The organism is Pandoraea sp. SD6-2, assembly GCF_000389825.1.
Lineage (GTDB): Bacteria > Pseudomonadota > Gammaproteobacteria > Burkholderiales > Burkholderiaceae > Pandoraea > Pandoraea communis.
Genome location: NZ_KB944454.1, coordinates 819,198 through 842,025, shown reverse-complemented (window position 1 = coordinate 842,025; position 22,828 = coordinate 819,198). Strand labels below are relative to the sequence as shown.

At 65.0% G+C, this 22,828-nt stretch carries 22 protein-coding genes; 19 read left to right on the top strand and 3 right to left on the bottom strand.

The features are described 5' to 3' along the window. Positions 1 to 77 precede the first annotated feature (77 nt). The 3 genes from mdlC to C266_RS20220 all read left to right on the top strand — a co-directional run bounded on the left by mdlC (position 78) and on the right by C266_RS20220 (position 4,751). On the top strand, positions 78 to 1,706 hold the full coding sequence (gene mdlC, locus C266_RS20230) for a benzoylformate decarboxylase (protein ID WP_010805597.1): 1,629 nt from the start codon (positions 78 to 80) through the stop codon (positions 1,704 to 1,706). 84 nt (positions 1,707 to 1,790) lie between these two features. Next, the gene (locus C266_RS20225) at positions 1,791 to 3,260 is read left to right on the top strand and encodes an aldehyde dehydrogenase (protein ID WP_010805596.1); all 1,470 of its coding nucleotides are present in this window, start codon (positions 1,791 to 1,793) and stop codon (positions 3,258 to 3,260) included. 105 nt (positions 3,261 to 3,365) lie between these two features. Next, complete coding sequence (locus C266_RS20220; protein ID WP_010805595.1) at positions 3,366 to 4,751, top strand: MFS transporter; 1,386 nt, start codon at positions 3,366 to 3,368, stop codon at positions 4,749 to 4,751. 97 nt (positions 4,752 to 4,848) lie between these two features. Here C266_RS20220 and C266_RS20215 read toward each other — a convergent pair whose 3' ends face one another. The 3 genes from C266_RS20215 to C266_RS20205 form a co-directional block, all read right to left on the bottom strand. After that, entirely contained in the window at positions 4,849 to 5,793 is a 945-nt protein-coding gene (locus tag C266_RS20215; protein WP_010805594.1) for a PDR/VanB family oxidoreductase, read from the bottom strand. Beyond that, positions 5,790 to 6,854 carry an aromatic ring-hydroxylating dioxygenase subunit alpha gene (locus C266_RS20210; RefSeq protein ID WP_010805593.1) on the bottom strand — a complete coding sequence of 355 codons (1,065 nt, stop codon included), beginning with the start codon at positions 6,852 to 6,854 and terminating at the stop codon, positions 5,790 to 5,792. The genes C266_RS20215 and C266_RS20210 overlap by 4 nt, the downstream gene beginning before the upstream one ends. Before the next feature lie 84 nt (positions 6,855 to 6,938). Further along, on the bottom strand, positions 6,939 to 7,607 hold the full coding sequence (locus C266_RS20205; RefSeq protein ID WP_010805592.1) for a GntR family transcriptional regulator: 669 nt from the start codon (positions 7,605 to 7,607) through the stop codon (positions 6,939 to 6,941). A 213-nt stretch (positions 7,608 to 7,820) separates the two neighbouring features. Between C266_RS20205 and C266_RS20200 the strand changes: the two genes are divergently transcribed. The 16 genes from C266_RS20200 (at position 7,821) to slmA (ending at position 22,580) form a co-directional block, all read left to right on the top strand. Then, complete coding sequence (locus C266_RS20200; protein ID WP_010805591.1) at positions 7,821 to 8,663, top strand: gallate dioxygenase; 843 nt, start codon at positions 7,821 to 7,823, stop codon at positions 8,661 to 8,663. Beyond that, positions 8,660 to 9,019, top strand: a complete 360-nt coding sequence (locus tag C266_RS20195) for a protocatechuate 4,5-dioxygenase subunit alpha (RefSeq protein ID WP_010805590.1) — start codon at positions 8,660 to 8,662, stop codon at positions 9,017 to 9,019. Before C266_RS20200 ends, C266_RS20195 begins: the two co-directional genes overlap by 4 nt. Before the next feature lie 7 nt (positions 9,020 to 9,026). After that, positions 9,027 to 10,367, top strand: coding sequence for a LysR family transcriptional regulator (locus C266_RS20190; protein WP_010805589.1), 1,341 nt, complete (start codon positions 9,027 to 9,029; stop codon positions 10,365 to 10,367). Positions 10,368 to 10,758: 391 nt separating this feature from the next. Continuing rightward, positions 10,759 to 11,955: an ABC transporter substrate-binding protein gene (locus C266_RS20185; protein WP_010805588.1), complete on the top strand. Its 1,197-nt coding sequence runs from the start codon at positions 10,759 to 10,761 to the stop codon at positions 11,953 to 11,955. 47 nt (positions 11,956 to 12,002) lie between these two features. Continuing rightward, positions 12,003 to 12,875: a branched-chain amino acid ABC transporter permease gene (locus C266_RS20180; protein WP_036663908.1), complete on the top strand. Its 873-nt coding sequence runs from the start codon at positions 12,003 to 12,005 to the stop codon at positions 12,873 to 12,875. Between the two features lie 13 nt (positions 12,876 to 12,888). Beyond that, positions 12,889 to 13,962, top strand: a complete 1,074-nt coding sequence (locus tag C266_RS20175) for a branched-chain amino acid ABC transporter permease (protein ID WP_010805586.1) — start codon at positions 12,889 to 12,891, stop codon at positions 13,960 to 13,962. Then, complete coding sequence (locus tag C266_RS20170) at positions 13,959 to 14,711, top strand: ABC transporter ATP-binding protein (RefSeq protein WP_010805585.1); 753 nt, start codon at positions 13,959 to 13,961, stop codon at positions 14,709 to 14,711. Before C266_RS20175 ends, C266_RS20170 begins: the two co-directional genes overlap by 4 nt. Beyond that, a complete protein-coding gene (locus tag C266_RS20165; RefSeq protein ID WP_010805584.1) occupies positions 14,704 to 15,435 on the top strand; it encodes an ABC transporter ATP-binding protein in 732 nt (243 codons plus the stop codon). The genes C266_RS20170 and C266_RS20165 overlap by 8 nt, the downstream gene beginning before the upstream one ends. 35 nt (positions 15,436 to 15,470) lie before the next feature. Continuing rightward, a complete protein-coding gene (locus tag C266_RS20160; RefSeq protein ID WP_036663495.1) occupies positions 15,471 to 16,226 on the top strand; it encodes a PIG-L deacetylase family protein in 756 nt (251 codons plus the stop codon). Continuing rightward, positions 16,223 to 16,927, top strand: a complete 705-nt coding sequence (locus C266_RS20155) for a 4-carboxy-4-hydroxy-2-oxoadipate aldolase/oxaloacetate decarboxylase (RefSeq protein ID WP_010805582.1) — start codon at positions 16,223 to 16,225, stop codon at positions 16,925 to 16,927. Before C266_RS20160 ends, C266_RS20155 begins: the two co-directional genes overlap by 4 nt. 19 nt (positions 16,928 to 16,946) lie before the next feature. Then, on the top strand, positions 16,947 to 18,065 hold the full coding sequence (locus tag C266_RS20150) for a 4-oxalomesaconate tautomerase (protein ID WP_010805581.1): 1,119 nt from the start codon (positions 16,947 to 16,949) through the stop codon (positions 18,063 to 18,065). Further along, positions 18,062 to 18,817, top strand: a complete 756-nt coding sequence (locus C266_RS20145) for an alpha/beta fold hydrolase (protein ID WP_010805580.1) — start codon at positions 18,062 to 18,064, stop codon at positions 18,815 to 18,817. The genes C266_RS20150 and C266_RS20145 overlap by 4 nt, the downstream gene beginning before the upstream one ends. After that, complete coding sequence (locus tag C266_RS20140) at positions 18,814 to 19,296, top strand: nuclear transport factor 2 family protein (protein ID WP_010805579.1); 483 nt, start codon at positions 18,814 to 18,816, stop codon at positions 19,294 to 19,296. Before C266_RS20145 ends, C266_RS20140 begins: the two co-directional genes overlap by 4 nt. Positions 19,297 to 19,512: 216 nt before the next feature. Further along, on the top strand, positions 19,513 to 20,592 hold the full coding sequence (locus C266_RS20135; protein ID WP_370855804.1) for a porin: 1,080 nt from the start codon (positions 19,513 to 19,515) through the stop codon (positions 20,590 to 20,592). Positions 20,593 to 21,121: 529 nt separating this feature from the next. Then, positions 21,122 to 21,913: an HAD-IA family hydrolase gene (locus C266_RS20130; protein WP_010805577.1), complete on the top strand. Its 792-nt coding sequence runs from the start codon at positions 21,122 to 21,124 to the stop codon at positions 21,911 to 21,913. A gap of 10 nt (positions 21,914 to 21,923) precedes the next feature. Further along, a complete protein-coding gene (gene slmA / locus C266_RS20125; protein ID WP_010805576.1) occupies positions 21,924 to 22,580 on the top strand; it encodes a nucleoid occlusion factor SlmA in 657 nt (218 codons plus the stop codon). Positions 22,581 to 22,828: the final 248 nt, after the last annotated feature.

Below are 22,828 nucleotides of genomic sequence, written 5' to 3'. Positions count from 1 at the left end.
GGCCGCGCAGCCCGAGCCCATACAACAACCACGCCGTCACGCTCGCGCGTCGACGGCGGCACGAGACAACCGTATCCATGAAAGACAGCCGAGAACTTCGCGCGGACCAGCGCGCCGGTACGCCTCAAGCCCTGAGCGTTCGCGAGGTGGTCATCGACCTGATGCGCCGTCATGGCATGACCAAGGTGTTTGCCAACCCCGGTTCGACCGAGTTGCCGTTGTTCCGCGACTTCCCCGCCGACTTCGAATACGTGCTGGGTCTTCAGGAGGCGGTGGTCATCGGCATGGCCGACGGCTACGCACAGGCGACCGGCAATGCGGCCTTCATCAATCTGCACTCGGCCGCCGGTGTCGGCAACGCGATGGGCAACATCTTCACGGCCTACAGGAATCAGACGCCGCTCATCGTGACCGCCGGCCAGCAGGCGCGCTCGATTCTGCCGTTCGATCCGTTCCTCGCCTCAGTGCGTGCGACGGAGTTGCCGCAGCCGTACGTCAAATTCAGTCTGGAACCGGCGCGTGCCGAAGACGTGCCGCTGGCGCTCGCCCGTGCGTATCACATCGCCATGCAGGAACCGAAGGGGCCGGTCTTCGTTTCGATTCCGGTCGACGATTGGGATCGGCCTGCCGAGGCGTTGCCGCCGCGTCAGGTGAGCACACGTGTGCAGCCCGATCCGGTGGCGCTTGCGCAACTGGGGGCGGCGCTCGATGCGTGCGAGCGTCCGGCGTTCGTCGTCGGCTCGTCCATCGACCGGGCCGGGGCGTTCGACGCCGTGGTTGCGCTGGCTGAACGGCACAACGCTCGCGTTTTCACCGCACCGATGTGTGCCCGCTGTGCGTTCCCCGAAGATCACCGCCTGTTCGCCGGCTTCCTGCCGCCGATGCGCGAGAAGATCGTAGGTTTGCTAAGCGGTCACGATCTGATTCTCGTGATCGGCGCCCCGGCGTTCACATATCACGTGGAAGGCGCGGGGCCACATGTCCCCGAGGGCGCATCGTTGTTCCAGTTGATCGAAGATCCGGGCGTGGCGGCGTGGACGCCGGTCGGCGCATCCGTGGTGGGCAACGTGCGGCTCGGCGTCGAGGCGCTGCTCGCCCGCGACATCGCTGGCGAGCGCGCATTGCCACCCGCGCGTGCCGTCGCGCCAGTGGCTACGGCGAACGCACCGGGCGAACGTATGACAACTGCCTTTGCGCTGCAAACGCTTGCCGAAGTGCGCGACGCTCACGACATCGTGGTGGAAGAAGCGCCGAGTGCGCGCTCGGTCATGCAGCAATACCTGCCCTTCACGCTGCCGGGCACGTTCTACACGATGAACAGCGGCGGCCTCGGGTACTCCATGCCTGCGGCGGTCGGTGTGGCGATGGCGCATCCGGCGCGGCGCGTCATCTGTCTGATCGGCGACGGCTCTGCGATGTATTCGATTCAGGGCCTGTGGAGTGCAGCGCAAGCCAGGTTGCCCATCACGTTCGTGATTCTGAACAACCGCCGCTATGCCGCGTTGCAGGACTTCGCGCCGTCGTTCGGCTTCGGGCCGAAAGACCCGGTGCAAGGGACCGATCTGCCCGATCTCGATTTCGTGCGTCTGGCCGAGGGCATGGGCGTGCGCGCGCAGCGCGTCGAACAGGGAAGCGAGTTGCGCGACGTGTTGTCGCAAGCCATGGCGAGTGGCGAGACACGTCTCGTCGAAATCGTAGTGGCATGATGCACGGCGAGTGCGTGCGCCGGCCCTCCCGAGTGCCGTGCTCGCCATTGCGTGACGAACCATCGAGCAAGGAGACGAATGCCAATGCCTACCCAACAAGATCCTAAAGCCCTGACGATGCTGATCGCCGGTAAGCGCGTCGGCGCGACGCACGGCGCCACCTTCGAGCGACGCAATCCGCTCGACGGCGAAGTCGCCTCGCGCGCCCCCGCTGCCACTGCCGACGACGCCCGCGCCGCTGCGCGCGCCGCGTGGGACGCTTTTCCCGCATGGTCGAACACCGGCCCCGGCGAACGCCGCGCGCTGCTCATGAAGGCCGCCGATCAACTGGAAGCGAAAGTCGAACAGTTTCAGGCCACCATGGCTGCGGAGACGGGCGCGTCCGGCTTGTGGGCTGGCTTTAACGTACATCTGGCCGCGCAGGGGCTACGCGAAGCTGCCGCGATAACGACGCAGATCGCTGGTGAAATCATCCCGTCGGATGTGCCGGGCAGTCTCGCGATGGGGGTGCGTCAGGCCGCGGGCGTGGTGCTCGGCATTGCGCCGTGGAACGCGCCAGTCATTCTCGGCGTGCGTGCGTTGGCGTTGCCGCTGGCTTGCGGCAACACCGTGGTTTTCAAGGGTTCGGAGCTGTGTCCGGCCACGCACGGTCTGATTGCCGATGCGCTGGAGGAAGCTGGTTTGCCGCCGGGCGTAGTGAACTTCATTACCAACGCGCCGAAGGACGCCGGCGCCATCGTCGAAGCGTTGATCGCGCAGCCCGCCGTGCGTCGCGTGAACTTCACCGGTTCGACGCGCGTGGGCCGCATCATCGCCACGATGTGTGCAGAACATCTCGAACCTGCCGTGCTGGAGTTGGGCGGCAAGGCGCCGTGTCTGGTCCTCGACGATGCCGATCTCGATGCCGCCGTGAACGGCGTCGCATTCGGGGCATTCGCCAACTCCGGACAGATTTGCATGTCGACAGAGCGCATCGTCGTGGCGGAGTCGATTGCCGATGCCTTCGTGGAAAAACTCGCTGCCAAGGCGCGTGCGCTGCCGCTGGGCGATCCGCGCGAAGGCCCGGTCGTGCTCGGTTCGGTAATCGACATGGCGACGGTCGAGCGCTGCAACGCGCTGATCGACGATGCCCTCGCCAAGGGCGCGAAGCTGCTGTGCGGCGGCCGCGCAGAAACCACGCTCATGCCTGCCACGCTGCTCGATCACGTCACGCCCGACATGAAGATTTACAGCGAAGAGTCGTTCGGTCCGGTCAAGGGCATCGTGCGGGTGGAAGACGACGAAGCGGCCATCGCGTGCGCCAACGACAACGCCTACGGGCTGTCGTCCGCCGTCTTCAGCCGCGACATCGCGCGAGCGATGGGCGTCGCCAAACGCATCGAATCGGGCATCTGCCACATCAACGGCCCCACGGTGCACGACGAAGCACAGATGCCGTTCGGCGGCGTGAAGTCGAGCGGCTGGGGACGTTTCGGCGGCAAGGCCGGCGTTCACGAATTCACCGATCTGCGCTGGATGACAGTGCAGACCACCCCGCGTCACTACCCGTTCTGAGCGACGCTCGACGCTCCGGATACCCCGGCCGTCACGTGAAGTCACGCAAGACCCACCATACCGCCGCAGCCGGGAGACCGGAACAGACGGCCGGAGGAGACAACCGTGTCACAACAGTACGAAACCGCCCCTGCGGGGGCCGGTGCAACGTCCGGCCATGCCAGCGCCGGCGAGGCTCACCCCCACGACACCGGCGCTGCCGCCACGACAGCCACGCCGGGCGCATCGGCAAACTACGGCCGTGTGGTGGCGGCCAGTTGCTTCGGTACCGCTATCGAGTGGTACGACTTTTTCATCTACGGCTTTCTGGCGCCCATCGTGTTCGACCGGCTGTTCTTCCCGCAGCTCGATCCGATGACGGGCATGATCGCCGTGTTCGCTACCTTCGCCGTCGGCTTCATCGCGCGGCCCATCGGCGGCATCGTGTTCGGCCACTTCGGCGACCGCATCGGCCGGAAGTCGATTCTGCTGTTCACCCTGATTCTGATGGGCGTGGCCACCACGATGATCGGTCTGCTGCCCACGTACGACAAGGTCGGCATGTGGGCGCCGATCATGCTCGTGACGTTGCGTTTCGTGCAGGGCTTCGCGCTCGGCGGGGAATCCGTCGGTGGATTGCTGATGACGGTCGAAGGTGCGCCTGCCCACCTGCGCGGGCTCTTTGGCGGATTGATTCAGGCCGCAGGGCCGACATCGATCGTGGGCGCGTCGCTCGCCATCGTGCTCATCACGCGGCTGCCGGAAGACGATCTGCTCACCTGGGGCTGGCGTTTGCCGTTCCTCGTGAGTCTGCTCCTGGTGGCGTTGGGCACGTATGTGCGTCTCAAGGTGGAGGAATCACCGAGCTTCAAGGCGGCAGAACGGCATCGCGATATCGCGAAGGTGCCGGTCGTGGAAGTCGTCACGCATTACTGGCGGCCGACGCTCGTCACGTTCTTCATCTGTCTGGCCGAGACGAGCTTCTTCTATCTGGTGGCGATTTTCTCGCTGTCGTACGGCACCAAGACGCTGGGCTTGCCACGCAACATGATGGCCGACGGCGTGCTGTACGCGAACATTCTCGCGATGCTGACGATCCCCGCGTTCGGCATGCTCTCCGACAAGCTGGGACGCCGCCCGATGTTCCTGATGGGACTGGCCGCTACCGCGATCTTTATCTATCCCTTCTTCCTGATGATGGGCAGCAAGGAGACGGCGCTGGTCGTGATGGCCATCGTGATCGGTGCGGGCGTGATTCATCCGATGATGTTCGGCCCGGAAGGCAGCTTCTTCTCGGAACTGTTCGATACCCGCGTGCGCTTCTCGGGTGTGTCGCTCGGCAAGCAGATCGGCACGGTGCTGGGCGGCGGAATGGCGCCGATGATTGCCGCGAGTCTGCTGGCGTGGAGTCACGGACAGATCTGGCCGGTCATCGTCTACTTCCTCGTCCTCGCGGCGATGGCACTGATCTCGACTTTCCTTGTGCGTGAGACGAAGGACCGGACGCTGTAACGCGGTCCGGCGATCCATGAAAAGACAACAGCCCCGCTCGCGATGCGTAGCGGGGCTGTTGTCTTCCGACGCCGGCGTCGATGCGTTACCGATCGAGTTACAGATCGAGCACCAGCATGGTCGATTTGCTGCGCGAGCAGCACGGCAGGATCTGGTCGTTGGCCGCGCGTTCTTCGTCGGTCAGGTAGACGTCGCGATGATCGGGCGTGCCGTCGATCACGCGCGTGAGGCACGTGCCGCACACGCCTTGCTCGCACGACATCTGTACTTCAACGCCCTGAGCGGCGAGCGCCGCAACGATGGTCTCTCCGGCCTTCACGTCGATCACACGGCCGCTCGAATGCAGCTTCACCTGAAACGGCTGGTCGCCGCCGGTGTCCGCCTGTGCCGGTGCGGCGAAGTACTCGCGATGCACATTGCCTTCCGGCCATTGCGCGGCTTCCGCGCGGGCGAGCACTGCCTCGATGAAGCCGGCCGGGCCGCAGACATACAGATGCTTGCCGCCGGACGGCTGCGCAAGGATGGTGTCGAGATCGGCGCGCTCGCCGTCGTTGTCGAAGTACAGACGCGTCTTCGCCGCGAGATCGTCTCGCGCGAAGCGATCGCGAAACGCGGTACGTGCAGGCTCGCGGGTGCAGTAATGCACTTCGAACGACGCATCGCCTGCGGACAACGCTTCGGCCATGCACAAAATCGGCGTCACGCCGATCCCGCCGGCGAGCAGAATGCTGTGCTGCGCTTGCTCGGCGAGCGGGAAGTGATTGCGCGGTGCGCTGATCTCCAGCGTGGTGCCGACCGCGAGCGCATGCATGCCGGTAGAGCCGCCTCGCGATGCCGGGTCGCGCAACACACCCACACAGTAGCGATGCGTCTCGCCGGGCGCGTTGCACAGCGAGTACTGACGCACGAGTCCGTCGGCCACGTGCACGTCGATATGCGCGCCCGCGGTGAATGCCGGCAGCGGGCTGCCGTCGACACTCACGAGTTCGAATTCGCAGATGTCGGTCGCGACATCGCGCTTGTTCGCCAGCCTGACCTTCATGCCGCGCTCCCCAGGCGCTGCACGTTGGCGGCACCGGCGCGTTCGGCGTCGATCAGACGGTCGAGCACCTTGCGCGACTGCACGCCGCCCGCGTCGATGTTGAGCTTCAGAATCGGCTTCTCGGGATACGCGGACAGATTGCGCTGCTGGGCTTCGAGCACGTCCTGGTCTTCGGCGAAGATACCGCCCTGCCCACGCTTGATCGCAGCGGTGAGTTCGGCGTCTTCCGGCTTGAAGTTGCGCGCCATGCCCCAGAAATACCAGATCGATTCGTCCGACTCGGGCGTGATGAAGTCGACCACGATGCTGCCGGCCTTCTTGTCGGCCGGTGCGTGGTAACCGCCATGACCCGCGTGCGCAACCCCCACTTCGATCATCACGTGGCTCGGCGGCGTGAAGCGGCAGACTTGCCAGCGGTCGCACGGCACCTGATCGTCAAGACCGTTCGCCCGCAGCGCGCTTGCCCAGAACGGCGGCGCCTTGATGTTCTCCATGTGGCGCGCCGTAATCACCATGTCGCCTTCGACGGTCGTCTTCGGCGGCGCTTCTTCGATTTCCTCCTGACCGATGCTCGTCGCGTGCACATACGTCTCGTGCGTCAGGTCCATCAGGTTATCGATCATCAGGCGATAGTCGCACTTGATGTGATACAGCCCGCCGCCATACGCCCACTGATCGCTCACCGCCCACGCCAGATGCGGAATCTCGTCGGCGTTGGCGAGCGCGGGGTCGCCCGGCCAGACCCAGACGAAGCCGTAACGCTCGACGCAGGGAAACGAACGTGTCTTCGGGAAGCCGCCGACACGTTGGCCGACCATCTTCGTGCATTTGCCGCCGCCGTCGACCGTCAGGCCGTGATAGCCGCAGACGAGGTGGCCGTCCTTAACGAAGCCCAGCGACAGCGCCGCACCGCGATGCGGGCAGAAGTCTTCCAGCGCGGCGGCCTTGCCGTTCCCGTCACGGAAGAACACCATCGGTTCGTTGCAGATCTTGCGGCCCAGCGGTTTCTCGGCAAACTCGTCCGGGGTGCAGGCGACGTACCAGGTATTTTTGAGGAACATGATCGTTTGTCTCCTTGGCGCACCTTCGAGCGGTGCGATCTCGTTTCGATAGGGGATGGTAGGGATGAAGTCGGGGAGCGCGCGTCAGAGCAACTGCGCGCCCATGCTGTGTTCCTGCGTGACGATGTGCTCACGGCACATGAATTCGGCGCGATCGGGCTGGCGCGCGGCAATCGCCTCGACGATGGCGTGATGCTGGCGATGGGCATACGCGATGATGTCTGCATACTGCCGGCGATCGTCATGCCCGAACGCCACCGTGCGCGGCGCGACGAACGGCACCAGATTGCAGCGCGCGATGAAGCCTTCGAGCAGCGGATTGCGCGCACCGGTGACGAGCAGATCGTGAAAGCGCGCGTTGAGCGACGCGTAGCCGATCTGCACTTCGGCCGTCATGGTGTGCCCGGCGAGCAGGCTGTCGCCTTCGGCCAGCAGATCGCGCAACTGATGGAGCAACTCGGCACTCGCCCCTTTTTCGGCAAGCAGGCGCGCGGCGTAGCCTTCGAGGGCGCCGCGCAGATGCAGCGCCTCGACACTCTCCTCCCGCGTGTGGGCCCGTACGGCATAGCCTCGCTGCCCGGCACGCACCACCAGTCCTTCCTCGGCGAGCACCGGCAGCGCTTGCCGGACCGGCATGCGCGAGACCCCCAGTTGCTCCGCGAGCTTGGCTTCGGCCAGACGTTCGCCCGGCGCGAGGTCACCCTTGAGGATCATCTCGCGCAATTGAACCGTGGTCGGCGTGGGATGCAGCATGCGTCTCCTTTCGATTTTCTGGAATGCCCGCCGGTCGTTCTAGACCCTGCCAGATCCGGCTTTTGCTCATTATGGGATCCCGTAATGGTAAAACGCATCAGTAGATACCCTGCTTTATGTTCATATGGGATCCCAGATAGACTCGGCGCTGCATAAATGCGGGTGATGTCATTCGGCCGCCCGGCACCACAAGACAAAAGACGGAGACTTCGCGTGGCAAAGATCATTGGGGGGATCGGTACGTCGCACGTGCCGACCATCGGCGTAGCGTACGACAAGGGCAAGCAGCAGGACCCCGCGTGGGCGCCGCTGTTTCAGGGCTACGAGCCCGTAGCGAAGTGGCTGGCCGAAAAGCAGGCAGACGTTCTCGTGTTTTTCTACAACGATCACGCCACCACGTTTTTCTTCGACATGTACCCGACGTTCGCGCTGGGCGTGGGCGAGACGTTCCCGATTGCCGACGAAGGCGCGGGGCTGCGTCCGCTGCCGCCGATCCGGGGCGACGTGGCGTTGCAGGCTCACATTGCCGAGTCGCTGGTGAACGACGAGTTCGATATCACCGTGTTTCAGGACAAGCCCATCGATCACGGTTGTGCGTCGCCGCTGCCGTTGCTTTGGCCGCACAAGCCGGACTGGCCGGGCACGGTCGTGCCGATTGCCATCAACGTGTTGCAATACCCGTTGCCGACGGGCCGCCGTTGCTATCGCCTCGGTCAGGCGGTGCGCCGCGCCATCGAGTCGTATCCGGAAGATTTGCGTGTGGTCGTGGTGGGCACGGGCGGTCTGTCGCACCAAATTCACGGCGAGCGCGCGGGTTACAACGACGAAGCGTGGGATCGTGAATTCCTGGAACTGCTGGAGCACCAGCCCGAGAAGCTGACCGAACTCAAGCATGTGGACTACGTCGAGCGTGGCGGTGCCGAGAGCGTCGAGCAAATCATGTGGCTGTCGATGCGCGGCGCGCTCGGCCCGAACATCAGGCGTCTGCATCTGAACTACTACCTGGCGACGACCACCGCCATGACGGTCGCGCTCTACGAGGAGGACGCCGCATGAACCCGCAACTCGAAGGGATCGAGGCGATCACCGGTACCTACGCGTTCGATCTGCGCGTGAGCAATCGCACGCTCAAACTCAATCGCTTCTTCTGGCACATGATTCGCGCGGAGAGTCGCGAAACGTATCTGAGCGATCCCGTTGCTACGATGACGGCGGCCGGACTGAGCGCCGGCGAACAGGCGATGGTGCTGGCACAGGATTGGCTGGGTCTGGTGCGTCACGGCGTGAATTTCTTCGTGCTGGAGAAGTTCGCTCGCGTGGTGCGCAAGACCAATCTCGAAGTCTATGCCCTCATGCGCGGCGAGACGCTCGAAGCGTTCATGGCTACGCGCCGCGTGCCGACCATGCGCTGAGCCGGGCATGTCCATCGACGCCGCCGTCAGTCTGACCAATACGCCGGCCGCACCCCGGCTGGCGTGTCACGAACGCGGCACCTGGAGCCGGGCGCCGCAGAGCAACGAGGCGGCGCTGCTGTGCCGCAAGCTGCGAGGCTTGCGCGCGATGGTCGCCGTGCTCGAATGCGATTCGGTCGCACGCGCCGCGCGCATGCTGCATCTTTCGCAGTCGGCCGTTGCGCGCTCGATTTCTGACATCGAGGCAGAACTGGGTTTCCCGCTCTTTCATCGCAGCGGGCGCGGTCTGATTCCGAATGCGGCGGGCCAGCGCCTTGGGGTGCGGGCTTCGCGCGCGCTTGCCGAACTGGCCAACGGGTACCGGGAGGCGTTCGCCGCCACGGCGTCGCAGGCCGATGGCGGCGCACGTGCGGCGAGCCGTTTCGCGGCGGTCGTCGCGCCTCAGCACCTCACGAGCTTCATCGCCGTGGCGGAGTTGGGGAGCGGGCCGCTCGCAGCGAGTCGTCTGCAATGCTCGCAGCCGACGATTCAGCGCAATCTCGATCAGCTTGAAGATCTCATCGGCATCAAGCTCTTTCGCCGCACGCCGCGCGGCACCCGTCTGACGGACGAAGCGCAGGCGTTGCTCGGCCCGGTCAAACGGGCGCTGGCCGAACTGGCGATTGCCGAAGACGAACTCGCGCCGTTCGGCGGCCGTCAGCAAGGCACGGTGATCGTGGCGGCGTTGCCGCTATCTAGCGGCTTCTTGCTGCCCAAGGCCATCGACAGCCTGCTGCACAAGTCGCCGTATCTGAGCGTGACCGTCGTCGATGGCACCTATGAAGCGCTCGTGCGGCAGTTGCGTCAGGCAGACGTCGACCTGATCGTCGGCGCGTTGCGTGCGAACGACGTGCCGCCGGACATTCGTCAGGAGGCGCTGTTCGAAGATCATCTATCGGTGGTCGCGCGTGCCGATCATCCGTGTCTGAGCTCGGGATGCACGCCCACGCTTGCGGAACTCGCCGGGTACGGCTGGGTGAGCCCGCTGCCGTGTACGCCCGCGCGCAGTGTATTCGAGCGGGTGTTTCATGCCGAAGGGCTGCCGTTGCCGCAGACGCAGGTCCACGCGAGCAGCTCACCGGTCGTGCGCGGGTTGTTGTCGTCGAGCGACCGGCTCGCGCTGCTCTCGCCGGTGCAGATCACGTCGGAGTTGCGCACGGGAGAATTGGCCGTAGTGCCGGTGCCGCTGTACCACGCGCGGCGTGCCATCGGCGTTGCTATGCGCCGCGATGGTCTGCTGTCGCCGGCTGCGGAGCAGTTGCTCGACGAACTCCGCGGGCTTGTGCCGACGATGCAGCATCCGACGTAATCCGCATGCTGTGTTCGCGAAATTGTCGGCGAGCGCGGCGAAAATCGCGGAATTCGTCATGAGTTGCATATCCGATCGCTTTCGCGCGCGCGCCGTTTCCGGTTTGCGAGACGGTCGCTGACGAGCGCTCGCCGCGCCTTGTGCGGCGGGCGTTTCGCCAAGAGCGCACCGCGCGTCCCGCAGCGCGAAATTCCCCTCGCAAAAAACGTCACATGACGTAGGGGAAATCTCGGGGATATACGAAAAACGCAACGCTCGACGCGGGAGTTTCATTCGACGTGCTCTTCTCGGTTGCCTAAGCTGTTCCGGACACATTGAAAAGGTGCGCCAACCCCCGGCGCGCCACATCAAAAAGCGGAGCGGCGCACGACGCCGACGAGGAGACGACACCATGACGAAGCGCCATCTGTGGCTCGCGGTAGCACTTGCGAGCGTTTTCCAACTCACTGCTGTCTCGGCACGCGCCGAGGACATCAAGGTCGGCGTGCTGGGCCAGTTCTCCGGCTCGGCGTCGTGGTGGGGCACGGAGTACCGTCGCGGCATCAACCTGTGGCTCGAACAAAACAAGAACAAGGTTGGCGACGATAAGCTCGTGATCCTGGAGCGCGACGAAGGCGGCGTGAATCCGCAGCGCACGCGTCAGCTTGCGCAGGAACTCGTGGTGCGCGATCAGGTGCAGTACCTGTTCGGCGGCTCGTACACGCCGAACGTGCTGGCCATGGCCGACGTGGCGAACCAGACCAAGACGCCGCTCGTGATCGGTAACTCGGGGACGTCCAACGTCACGCTCAAGTCGCCGTACTTCGTGCGCACGGGCTTCACGCAGTGGACCGTGAGCGTGCCGCTCGTGGAATACGCCGCCAGCAAGGGCGTGAAGAACGCCGCCATCGTGGTGGCCGACTTCGCCACAGGCTACGACGCCATCGACGCCTACAGCGAAACGTTCAAGAAGGCGGGCGGCAAGGTGGCCGTCGAAGTGAAGGTACCGCTGGGCACCACCGACTTCTCGAGCTACCTGCAACGCGTGCGCGATGCAAAGCCGGACGCCGTCTTCATGTTCATGCCCGTGGGCCCGATGTCGGCAGGCTTCGTGAAAGCCTTCAAGGAGCGCGAACTCGACAAGGCCGGTATTCAGCTCTTCGCCACGACGGAGACGATGGAATCCGATCTGCCGGCCATCGGCGACAGCGCCCTCGGCACGATCACCGCGCTGCACTACTCGCCGTATCTGACGTCGCCGGAGAACACCGCGTTTGTGAAAGCCTACAAGGCGAAGTACGGCCCGGGCGCGCTGCCGTCGATTGCTTCGGTGGCGGCCTACGACTCGATGACGCTCATCGCGCAAATGGTCAAGGCCACGAAGGGAAAGAAGGATGGCGAGAAGGCCATTGCTGCCGTGAAGGGCTATGCCTGGACGAGCGCTCGCGGCCCGGTGTCGATCGATCCGAAGACGCGCGAAATCATCCAGAACGTCTACATCCGGCGCGTGGAGTCCATCGACGGAAAGCTTGGCAACAAGCCCATCGAGACCTACAAGTCGGTGGTCGAGCCGTGGCACGTGAGCCACCCCCAGGTGGCTGCCAAGTAACGCAGGCGTGGTCGTTCAGTTTGTTCAGTTCGTTCGGTAATTTCTTCATGACGCAATCGCTTGCCACTTTCCTGTCGTTGTCGATCGACGGTGTGGCCTACGGGATGCTGCTGTTTCTCATTTCCGTGGGTCTCACCGTCACGCTGGGCGTCATGCGCGTGGTGAACCTCGCGCACTCCGCCTTCGCCATGATCGGCGGTTATTTCACTTTGTGGGCCATGCAGCGCGCCGGGCTCGATTTCTTCGTCGCACTGCTCGTCGGGGTGTTCGGCACGATGGTGCTGGGCGCCGTGCTCGAGCGCACGCTGTATCGCTGGGTCTACACGGCCAACGGTCTGGGGCAGTTGCTCATGACGATCGGACTCGCGTTCATCATCTGCGCGGTTGCTAAGCATCTCGCCGGCACGGAGCTGCAAACGATTCCCGTGCCGCAGGGGCTGCGCGGCACGTGGGACTTCGGTGCGTTCTCGGTGTCCGTCTATCGCATCTTCGCGCTGGTGTGCAGCGCAGTCGTGGCCCTCGGTATCTGGTGGGGGCTGGAGCGCACGCCGTTCGGTGCGAAGCTGCGCGCCGCGGTCGACAATCCGCGCATGGCGCGTTGCGTCGGCATCGATGTGCCGCTCGTGTTTTCGATCACGTTCGCCATCGGCTGCGGGCTGTCGGGTCTGGGGGGCGCGCTCTCCAGTCAGATCCTGCCGCTCGAACCGTACTACGGTCTGAAGTATCTGGTGCTGGTGCTGATTGTCGTGGCTGCTGGCGGCCTGGGCAGTCTGCGAGGCTCGCTTTACGCAGGGCTGCTGCTGGGCCTGATCGATACGCTGGGCCGCTACTACGTGCCCGCACTCGGTGCCTTCATGATCTATCTGGCCGTGCTGGCCATTCTGCTGATCCGCCCGCAAGGGTTGGTCGGCCGCGCCTGAGCGGAGGGTGACGATGTCTCATACGAATCCTCTGCCGCCGGTCGCGGGCACGGCGCAAGTGGCTCCCGCGCTGCGTCGCAAACGTCTTGGCGTGCTCGACGCGGTGCTCCTCATTGCCGCCGTCGCCACGTACTTCTTCGCCGATCTGTACCTCGCGCTCGCCACGAGCGTGCTGATCATGATCATCTTCGCGCTCTCGCTCGATCTCGTGCAGGGCTACTGCGGTATCGAGACGTTGGGGCACGCGGCGTTCTTCGGTAGCGGCGCCTACGCTGCCGGGCTCTTCGCGATGCATGTCTCGCCAGATCCGTTGTTGGGACTGGTGGCGGGCGCCGTGGTCGCGGCGGTCGTGGGGCTGATTACCGGCGTCGTCGTGCTGCGCGTCACCGGGCTCACGCAGATCATGCTGACGCTGGTGTGCGCCACGCTGCTCTACGAGGCGGGCAACGTCGCGAAGTCGATCACCATGGGCGACGACGGCCTGACCGGCTACACCATCGCTCCCGTGCTCGGCCTGTTCAGTTTCGATATCTATGGGCACACGGCCTATCTCTATGCGCTGGCCGTGTTGCTCGTCGTGTATCTGTTCACGCAGTTTCTCGTGAATTCGCCGTTCGGCCTGACCGTACAGGGCATTCGCGAGAACGCCGTGCGTATGTCGCTCCTCGGTGTTCGCGTCGGTCTGCGCCGCCTGATGCTGTACACGCTTGCCGCTGCGGTGGCCGGCGTCGCGGGCGCACTCTCCGCGCAAGTGAACAACATCGTCGCACTCGACACGCTGTCGTTCACGCTCTCGGCCAACGTGCTCGTGATGCTCGCGTTGGGCGGCACCGGACGTCTCTACGGCGCGGTGCTCGGTGCGGTCGTCTTCATGGTGTTGTCCGACCGCATCGCGGCCATCGACCCGACGAACTGGCTTGCCGCCCTCGGTGTGCTGCTGATCGTCGTGGTGCGCTTCGCGCCCGATGGCCTGATCGGTGTGGTAGATCGCTGCGCGGCACGCATTCGCCGTCCTCGCCAGGCGGTCACGCCGCAGAAGACCGGCGACGCCAAGGCAACCGCCACGGACAAGGAGGTGACGCCGTGAGCGCCGCACTGGAAATTCAAGGACTGTCCAAACGCTTCGGGCAGTTGGACGTGACCCGCAACGTCAGCCTGTCGTTGCCGGTCGGTGCGCGACACGCGTTGATCGGCCCGAACGGCGCAGGCAAGAGCACGCTGATGAATCTGCTGACGGGCGTGCTCAAGCCGAATGCCGGCGTGGTGCGCGTGGGTGGCACGGACGTGACGTCGATGCCCTCGCACAAACGCGTGAAGCTGGGGCTGGCTCGCACGTTTCAGTTGAACACGCTGTTCGACACGCTCACGGTGGCCGAGAACGTGGCGCTGGCGCTCACGTCGCGGCGCGGCCTCGACGGCTGCATCGGCAAGCCGCTCGCGAGCCGTCCGGCGGTGGTGGAAGAGGCCGCGGAGCGTCTGCGCGAACTGGGCATGCTCGATCTCGCGGGCAGACGCATCGACGAACTGGCGTACGGCCAGCGTCGTCAGGTGGAAATCGCGCTGGGCCTCGCGCTCGATCCCAAGGTGCTGCTGCTCGACGAACCCGTCGCAGGCGTGCCGTCAGGGCAGGGACGCAAGCTGTTCGAACTGCTCGAACGCCTGCCAGAAGACGTCGCGGTGATGGTCATCGAACACGACATGGATCTGGTCTTCCGCTTCGCGCGCCGCATCACGGTGCTGGTCGAAGGTGCGGTGCTGATGGAAGGCGAGAAGGACGAAGTGCGCAGCGATCCGCGCGTGCGCGACATTTATCTGGGGCGTCGCCATCATGACTGACATTCTGCTCGAAGCCTGCGGACTCAGCGCCGGGTATGGCGAGACCATCGTGCTCGAGGACCTGAGTCTTCGCGTGGGCGCGGGAGAGGCCGTCGCCATTCTTGGCCGTAACGGCGTGGGCAAGAGCACCTTGCTGCTCAGCCTGCTGGGACTGACCACGCGCCACGGCGGCGCGGTGCGTTATCGCGGCGACGACATCTCGTCGTGGCCCGCCTATAAGCGAGCCCGCGCGGGGCTGGCGCTGGTGCCGCAGGAGCGCGAGATCTTCAAGTCGCTCTCCGTCGAAGAGAACCTTCAGGTCTCTGCGATGGGTGACGCAGGCGAGCGCGGCAGCAACGACTGGACGCTCGATCGCGTGTACGACTTGTTCCCGCGATTGCACGAACGTCGCCGCAACCTCGGCAACCAGCTCTCGGGCGGCGAGCAGCAGATGCTCGCCATCGGCCGTGCGCTCATCGGCAATCCTCGCGTGATTCTGTTCGACGAGCCGTTCGAAGGGCTCGCGCCGGTGATCGTCGATCAACTGGTCGACGCCTTCTGGACGTTGCGCGCCAACGGCGGCATGGGCGTGGTGCTGGTGGAGCAGCACGCGGAACTGGGGCTGGAGTTGACCGACCGGGCGCTGGTGCTCGACCGGGGCCGTGAGGTCTGGGCGGGGCGCAGCAGCGAACTTGCGGCGTCGCCGGAATTGCTCGCCACGCTGGTCGGACTGGAAAGCGCCTGAACACGCGGCGCACAACACGAATTGACGTCAAACACATGAGCACATCACAGAACACTTCCCCCCGCGCATTGGCGGGCCTCGTCGTCAGCGCCCATTCGGCGGACTTCGTCTGGCGCGCTGCCGGCACGATTGCCACGCACATTGCGCAGGGCTATCGCATGAAGATCGTCTGCCTGTCGTTCGGCGAGCGCGGCGAGTCGGCCAAGCTCTGGCGCAAGGGCGCAGAGATGACCGAAGCCAAGGTCAAGGCCGCGCGCCGCGAAGAGGCACAGCGGGCCGCCGACATTCTCGGCGCAGAAATCGAATTCCTCGACATCGGCGACTACCCGATGCGGGTGTCCGACGAGACACTGTTTCGACTCGTCGACATCTATCGCGATGTGCAGCCGTCGTTTGTGCTGAGCCATTCGGAGAAAGACCCGTACAACTTCGATCACCCGCTGGCGATGCACGTCACGCAGGAAGCCCGCGTGATCGCGCAGGCAGAAGGTCACAAGCCGGGCGAGACGATCATCGGCGCCCCGGCGGTACTCGCGTTCGAGCCGCATCAGACCGAGCAGTGCGAGTGGATTCCGAACACCTTCGTGGATATCACTCCGGTGTGGGACAAGAAGCGTGCCGCCATCGAGTGCATGGCCGGTCAGGAACACCTGTGGGATTACTACACGCGCGTGGCGTTGCAACGCGGTGTGCAGGCCAAACGCAACATCGGCATCACGGCCGCGCGAGACATCAAATACGCCGAAGGGCTGATGCGCCTCACGCCGGTGGTCACGGAGCAACTGTCATGATTCGCGGCGTCGTCGTTCGTCAAATTCCCCGTGTCGATGCCGCTACGCTCGACATTCTGCGCAGTGCAGGCAGCGCCACGGTACACGAAGCGCAAAGCCGCCTCGGCCTGATGGCGACTTACCTGCGTCCGATCTATGCCGGTGCCGTTGTCGCGGGCAGTGCCGTGACCGTGCTTGCGCCCCCGTCGGACAACTGGATGCTGCACGTTGCGGTAGAACAGGCGCAGCCGGGCGATATCGTGGTGGTCGGTGTGACGTCGCCTTGCGACGACGGCTATTTCGGCGATCTGCTCGCCACGTCGATGAAAGCGCGCGGCGTGGCCGGTCTTGTCATCGACGCCGGGTGCCGCGACATCGGCACGCTCACCGAGATGCAGTTCCCGGTGTGGTCGAAAGCCATCTCGTCGCAGGGCACGGTGAAGGAGACGCTCGGCTCGGTGAACGTGCCGGTCGTGTGCGCCAATCAGATCGTGAACCCCGGCGACGTGATCGTGGCCGACGACGACGGTGTGGTCGTGGTGCCGTTCGCTACCGCGCAAGCCGTAGCCAGGGCCGCCGCCGCACGCGGTGCCGACGAGGCGTACAAGCGCGGTGTGCTCGCAGGCGGCATGTTGGGGCTGGACTATTACAAGATGCGCGAGCGTCTTGCCGCGAAGGGCTTACGTTACGTCGACTCGCTCGACGAGTTGCAGGGCGAGTGAGGGCAGCGACTTGACCGACATGATGCATTCCCAAACGCGTATCCGCGCTGCCGTGATGCGCGGAGGCACTTCGAAGGGGCTGTACTTTCTTGCTGACGATCTGCCTGCGGACGCCGCCACGCGCGACGCTGTGCTGCTCGCCGCAATGGGGTCGCCCGATGCGCGTCAGATCGACGGGATGGGCGGTGCGAATCCGCTCACGAGCAAGGTCGCCATCGTGTCGCGCGCGACGCGCGCCGATGCCGATGTCGACTATCTCTTTGCACAGGTCGTGGTCGATGAAGCGCGTGTCGACTACGGACAGAACTGCGGCAACCTTCTCGCTGGCGTGGGGCCGTTTGCGATCGAGCGCGGGCTCGTTACCGCAGCGGGCGACGTGACCGAGGTCGGCATTCACATGGTTAACACGGGACAGGTGGCGGTGGCCACCGTGCAGACCCCGGCTGGCGTCGTGAAGTACGACGGCGACGTTGCCATCGACGGCGTGCCGGGCACGGCCGCCCCGATACCGCTGATGTTTCGCGACACCGCCGGCGCGTCCTGCGGCGCACTGTTCCCGACCGGACAGCGTCAGGATGTCGTGGAAGGTGTCACGGTGACGTGCATCGATAACGGCATGCCGCTTGTGCTCATGCGCGCGGCGGACTTGGGGTGTACCGGCGCGGAGTCCTGCGAGCCGCTCGAGACGGACGCGGTGTTTCAGGCGATGCGCGACCGGATCGAGGCGATTCGTCTGGCCGTCGGTCCCCGCATGAATCTCGGTGACGTGCGCTCGCGCACAGTGCCCAAGATGTGTCTCGTGGCACCGCCGCAAGCCGGGGGGGCTCTCGCGACGCGTTGTTTCATTCCCCACCGTTGCCACTCGTCCATCGGCGTGCTCGCGGCGGTGAGTGTGGCGACGGCCGCAGCACTGCCGGGCACCGTCTGTCATGAGATGGCGGAGGTGCCCGAGGGTGATGCGCCGCTGCTCGCCATCGAGCATCCGACGGGCGAGTTCACCGTACGTCTGGCGCTTGGCACCGATGCCGACGGCACGCCGGACGTCACGAGCGCCGGTCTGCTGCGCACGGCACGCTGGCTGTTCGACGGCGAGGTCTGCATACCCGCTCGTGTCTGGGCGCAGGGAGGGAAGCCATGAGTACCGGACGTCTCCCGCTGCTCATGCTTCCCGGCTTGCTTTGCGACCAGGTGGCATGGGCGGCGACCGCGGCGCTTTTGCCGCAATACGATTGCCGTGTGCCCGCGTGGGGCGCACTCGACACCATCGGGGCGATGGCCGATCACGTGCTGGCGAGTACGCCCGAGCCGCACTTCGCGCTCGCGGGGCACTCGATGGGCGGACGTGTGGCGCTCGAAGTCGTGCGTCGCGCACCGCAGCGCGTGACGCATCTCGCGTTGCTCGACACCGGTTATCAGGCATTGCCCGAAGGCGAAGCTGCGGAGAAAGAGCGCAGCGGGCGGGAGGTGTTGCTCGCGCGTGCGCGTGAGGCCGGTATGCGTGCGATGGGCCAGGTGTGGGCAACCGGCATGGTGCATCCCGACCAAATCGGCACGCCGCTCTTCGACGCGATTCTCGACATGATCGAGCGCAGCCATCCCGATCAATTTGCCGCACAGATCCACGCGTTGCTTGGCCGCCCGGATGCGACGTCGCTGTTAAGCGAGGTGCATTGTCCGACGCTCGTGCTTTGCGGACGTCAGGACACCTGGAGCCCGCTCGCGCGCCACGAGGTCATGGCCGGACTGATGCCCAATGCCGTATTGAGCGTTATCGAAGGCAGCGGTCATATGAGCCCGATGGAGCGTGCGCAAGACGTGGCCGATGCCATGCAAGCGTGGCTCGCGCGCCCGTTATCTTCCACACCCTCCTCACAGACTCGGCCGGTATGACACACGACATCGTCCACCACGACATGACCGCCGGCGTCGAACCGGAAACGCTCGAAGTCCTGCTCGCCAAACAGGCGTGCCATGACCTCGTGATGCGCTTCGTCGCCTGCAACGACCGGCGCGACCCGCAGGGACTCGCCGCCCTGTTTGCCGAGAACGGCGTACTGGTGCGGCCCAACGGCGACACGCTCGCCGGGCCGGCCGCCATTGCCGCCGCTTATGCCGACCGGCCGGCGGACCGGCTCACGCGGCATCTCGTCGGCAACGTGCTGATCGACGTGACGTCGCCCACGAGCGCCATCGGCAGCAGCACCGTGCTGCTCTGGAGCGGGTCGGCGCAAGACACGCCGGGGCCGTTCGGCCGCCCGGCGCAAGGCCGTCAGGTCATGGGGGAATTCGAAGACACGTTTGTTCGCACCGCGCAGGGCTGGCGCATCGCCCGCCGTGAAGCGCGTTTCACTTTTATCCGCGAGGCGTGAGGAAAAAAACAGCACCGCACGTCGCGCAAAAAAATGACCGGGGATCGATGCCGAAAGCGCAGTTCAGGAGGCGGCAGCGATCACCCGGCATGGCAGTAAGGGCAGTGAAAGCAGTGAAGAAGGTTGGGCCGACGACATTGCCACCGGTCCGGAGGTTGGCGTCGTGAGGGTGAGCAGACCCTCGTAGCTGTGTATTTCAAAAACAAGGGGACAGAAGTGAAAGTGAAACATGCATTGGCCGCTGGCCTGCTGTTGAGTGCAGGACTGGCTCACGCGCAAAGCAACGTGACGCTGTACGGGATCGTCGATACCGGCATCGCCTTCTACAACAACGCAGCCGGGGGCGGCAGCTTTGTTGGTGAACCGAATCTCACGGGCAAGGTGCCGTCGCGCTTCGGCTTCAAGGGAGTCGAAGATCTGGGCGGAGGTCTGAAGGCCGTCTTCACATTGGAAAACGGCTTCCAGCCGGGCACCGGTAACCTGAACTACGGCGGACGTCTGTTCGGCCGTCAGGCGAACGTGGGGCTGTCGGGGCCGTGGGGTACGTTCCTCATCGGCCGTCAGAACAACATGACGTTCTACGTGACGGGCAACGCCGACGTGATCGGACCGTCGCTCTTCTCGCTGGCCAGTATCGATCCGTACATCGCCAACGCACGTAGCGACAGCGCCGTCGGCTATATGGGCAAGTTCTCCGGCGTGACGCTCGGCGCGACGTACAGCTTCGGACGCGATGGCTCCGCCGCCGGCGGCCCGTCGGCCACCAACTGCGCGGGCAACGTGGCGGGCAATTACCAGGCATGTAAGCAATTCACCGGCCTGATCGGCTACGACTACGAGAACTTCGGTATCTCGGCGTCGTACGACCAGATGCGCGGCAACACGGGCGCTGCGGCACCGCTTACCCGTTCGCAGTACACCGACTCGCATTCGGTCGTCAACGCGTACTACAAGTGGTCGTCGGGGCGCGTGGGCGGTGGCTGGATTCACCGCAACGTGAGCGCCGACGCCGCATCGCTGCGCTCGGACATCTACTTCCTCGGCGTCACCTATCTGCCGACGATCACCTGGGCGTTCGACGCGCAGGCCATTCGTTATCAGTTGAAGAGCCGCGCCAACGCCACGCTGCTCATCGGCCGCGCGACGTACTCGCTGTCCAAGCGCACGTCGCTGTATGGCATGGCTGGCTGGGTGGCGAACAGCCAGAACGGCGCCGTGGCCATTGCCGCAGGCGGCTCGGTCGTCACGGGCGGCAATCAGTTCGGCACGATGCTGGGCATTCAGCACACGTTCTGAGCGGGTGTCCTGACGACGCCAGAAAGCGTCGCATCGCGTGCGTCTGACACGCGCGAAACGTCCGGGGGGGCGGGTCGCGGGTGATGCGATGCGGCGTCACTCCCTGTTGCGCGGCATGCGACGTGGCAGCGGTGCCGCGCGCCACGAGAGAGTGATCCGGCAGACGTCGTGCGGCATGACCGTGCGCAGCCGTACATTCCCCGAGCTGCGTCATTGCGCACGATTTTCCTGCCCGGCCCGGGCAATGACCCTCGCCGCAAGTGCGACGGGTTTCCCGGGCCGCATTTTTCCCCCGCACACCATATTCCCTGCGATTTCCTTCCCGGCGTTTCGTGTGTTTCACCACCGAATCCGCGTCGCAAAGTCTCGCACATGACCCAACCGGCCGGTCGAGTCGATTTGTCAAAGCGGGCGGTGCGCGCTAGCATCGTGCCTTGCCGTGGCTGCATCGCGTTCTCCGGCAAGCCGGGCGACGGCCCGGACGGTGTGGCCACCTTCACGTATCTCCTCGCATGAATTCGCTATCCCCGTGCCTTCTTCTCACGTTCTGAGCCGGCGACGCCGGGCGCCCCGCGCCCGCACCGAATACGGCACGCGTGGTCCGGTCTGGCTGTTCGATCTGGACAACACGCTGCATCGCGCGTCGCACGCGATCTTTCCGCGCATCAACCGCGCGATGACCGCCTATATCGCCGAGAAGCTGGGGTTGTCGCAAGATGAGGCCAATCACCTGCGTTTTTCCTATACGGAGCGGTACGGGGCGGTGCTGCTCGGTCTCATCAAGCATCACGCCATCGATCCGCACGAGTTTCTGGCCCGAGTCCACGAGCTGCCGCCGCTGGTCGAGGTGCTGCGGGCGGAACGGGGCGTCGCCCGGCTGCTCGCCGGATTGCCGGGACGCAAGATTCTCCTGACCAACGCGCCTGCAAACTACGCGCTGCCGATCGTCGAAGCGTTGGGCATTCGCCGCTATTTCGAGCGCTGCGTGAGCATCGAAGACATGGCAGACCGGCGCGCCTGGCGGGCCAAGCCCGACGCGATCATGCTGCGCCGGCTGTTGGTGCGCGAGGGGCTCGCACCGCATCGCACATGGCTGGTCGAGGACACCCGTTCGCACCTGAAACACCTGCGGCATTTCGGCATCAGGACGGTCTGGATCACGGGACATCTACCGGTCAGAAACAGTCATGGCGACGTGATGCCGCGCAGTGGGCGCCCACACTACGTGGATATCAAAGTACAATCTCTGCGCGAGTTACGGGCGCGCCTAGCGACCGGGGTCCTAGCCCAGGCCGTCCGACAATCAAATCCCTACCGATAACGACCAGACGATGCAGCAGGAAAACTCTTCGAGCGGTGCCGGGTACGGCGCTGCCGATGCGCTGGAGGCCGCGCCCGCGCCTGTCAAGACAACCCGCCCCAAGCCGGGTGAGCGCCGCGTACAGGTGTTACAGACCCTCGCGGCCATGCTCGAGACGCCCAAGGGCGAGAAGATCACCACGGCCGCGCTCGCCGCACGCCTCGATGTCTCCGAAGCGGCGCTCTACCGCCACTTCGCGAGCAAGGCCCAGATGTTCGAGGGTCTCATCGAGTTCATCGAACAGACCATCTTCGGCCTGATCAATCAGATCTCTGCTCAGGATCAGGACGGCGTGACGCAAGCGCGCGCTATCGTGCTGATGCTGCTCGGTTTCGCCGAAAAGAACCCGGGTATGACGCGTGTGCTGACCGGCGAAGCGCTGGTCGGCGAGCATGAGCGTCTGCAAGAGCGCATGAACCAGTTGCTCGACCGCATCGAGGCGTCGCTGCGCCAGGTGCTGCGTCTGGCGACGGCGCAGGGCGCGCTGCCCGAAACCTTCGACGCCAATTCGCGCGCCAACCTGCTCGTGTCCTACGTGCTTGGCCGCTGGCACCGTTTCGCGAAGAGCGGTTTCAAGCGCTCGCCCGCCGAAGGCGCGGAGCCGCAGGTCGCAGCCCTTCTGCGCTAAGACCGGGTGGTCTGCGCCCTCGGCGCAGATTACGTTATACTTTTGCAACCCGTGACGGGGCCGCCGGAGATCCAGCCGGCCCTGTTGCGATGATTGGCGCGCCGATTTGGTGACTCGCTTGCGGGCGCGCGAATGACACTGCCGGGGGTTCCCGCGCACTGGCATTCATTAAAAATGCGGCTAAAGAGGTCGTGCGCGCCCCCCGCCATTTTTCCGTCGACCCCTTTTCCCGCACAGAACGTTTCAGG

Coding starts and splice junctions, on each gene's coding strand:
- C266_RS20150 (WP_010805581.1), top strand. CDS start 16,947: ATGATGCATTCCCAAACGCGTATCCGCGCTGCCGTGATGCGCGGAGGC.
- C266_RS20175 (WP_010805586.1), top strand. CDS start 12,889: ATGTCTCATACGAATCCTCTGCCGCCGGTCGCGGGCACGGCGCAAGTG.
- C266_RS20180 (WP_036663908.1), top strand. CDS start 12,003: ATGACGCAATCGCTTGCCACTTTCCTGTCGTTGTCGATCGACGGTGTG.
- C266_RS20210 (WP_010805593.1), bottom strand. CDS start 6,854: ATGTTCCTCAAAAATACCTGGTACGTCGCCTGCACCCCGGACGAGTTT.
- C266_RS20190 (WP_010805589.1), top strand. CDS start 9,027: ATGTCCATCGACGCCGCCGTCAGTCTGACCAATACGCCGGCCGCACCC.
- C266_RS20195 (WP_010805590.1), top strand. CDS start 8,660: ATGAACCCGCAACTCGAAGGGATCGAGGCGATCACCGGTACCTACGCG.
- slmA (WP_010805576.1), top strand. CDS start 21,924: ATGCAGCAGGAAAACTCTTCGAGCGGTGCCGGGTACGGCGCTGCCGAT.
- C266_RS20205 (WP_010805592.1), bottom strand. CDS start 7,607: ATGCTGCATCCCACGCCGACCACGGTTCAATTGCGCGAGATGATCCTC.
- C266_RS20185 (WP_010805588.1), top strand. CDS start 10,759: ATGACGAAGCGCCATCTGTGGCTCGCGGTAGCACTTGCGAGCGTTTTC.
- C266_RS20225 (WP_010805596.1), top strand. CDS start 1,791: ATGCCTACCCAACAAGATCCTAAAGCCCTGACGATGCTGATCGCCGGT.
- C266_RS20145 (WP_010805580.1), top strand. CDS start 18,062: ATGAGTACCGGACGTCTCCCGCTGCTCATGCTTCCCGGCTTGCTTTGC.
- mdlC (WP_010805597.1), top strand. CDS start 78: ATGAAAGACAGCCGAGAACTTCGCGCGGACCAGCGCGCCGGTACGCCT.
- C266_RS20215 (WP_010805594.1), bottom strand. CDS start 5,793: ATGAAGGTCAGGCTGGCGAACAAGCGCGATGTCGCGACCGACATCTGC.
- C266_RS20140 (WP_010805579.1), top strand. CDS start 18,814: ATGACACACGACATCGTCCACCACGACATGACCGCCGGCGTCGAACCG.
- C266_RS20160 (WP_036663495.1), top strand. CDS start 15,471: ATGAGCACATCACAGAACACTTCCCCCCGCGCATTGGCGGGCCTCGTC.
- C266_RS20155 (WP_010805582.1), top strand. CDS start 16,223: ATGATTCGCGGCGTCGTCGTTCGTCAAATTCCCCGTGTCGATGCCGCT.
- C266_RS20165 (WP_010805584.1), top strand. CDS start 14,704: ATGACTGACATTCTGCTCGAAGCCTGCGGACTCAGCGCCGGGTATGGC.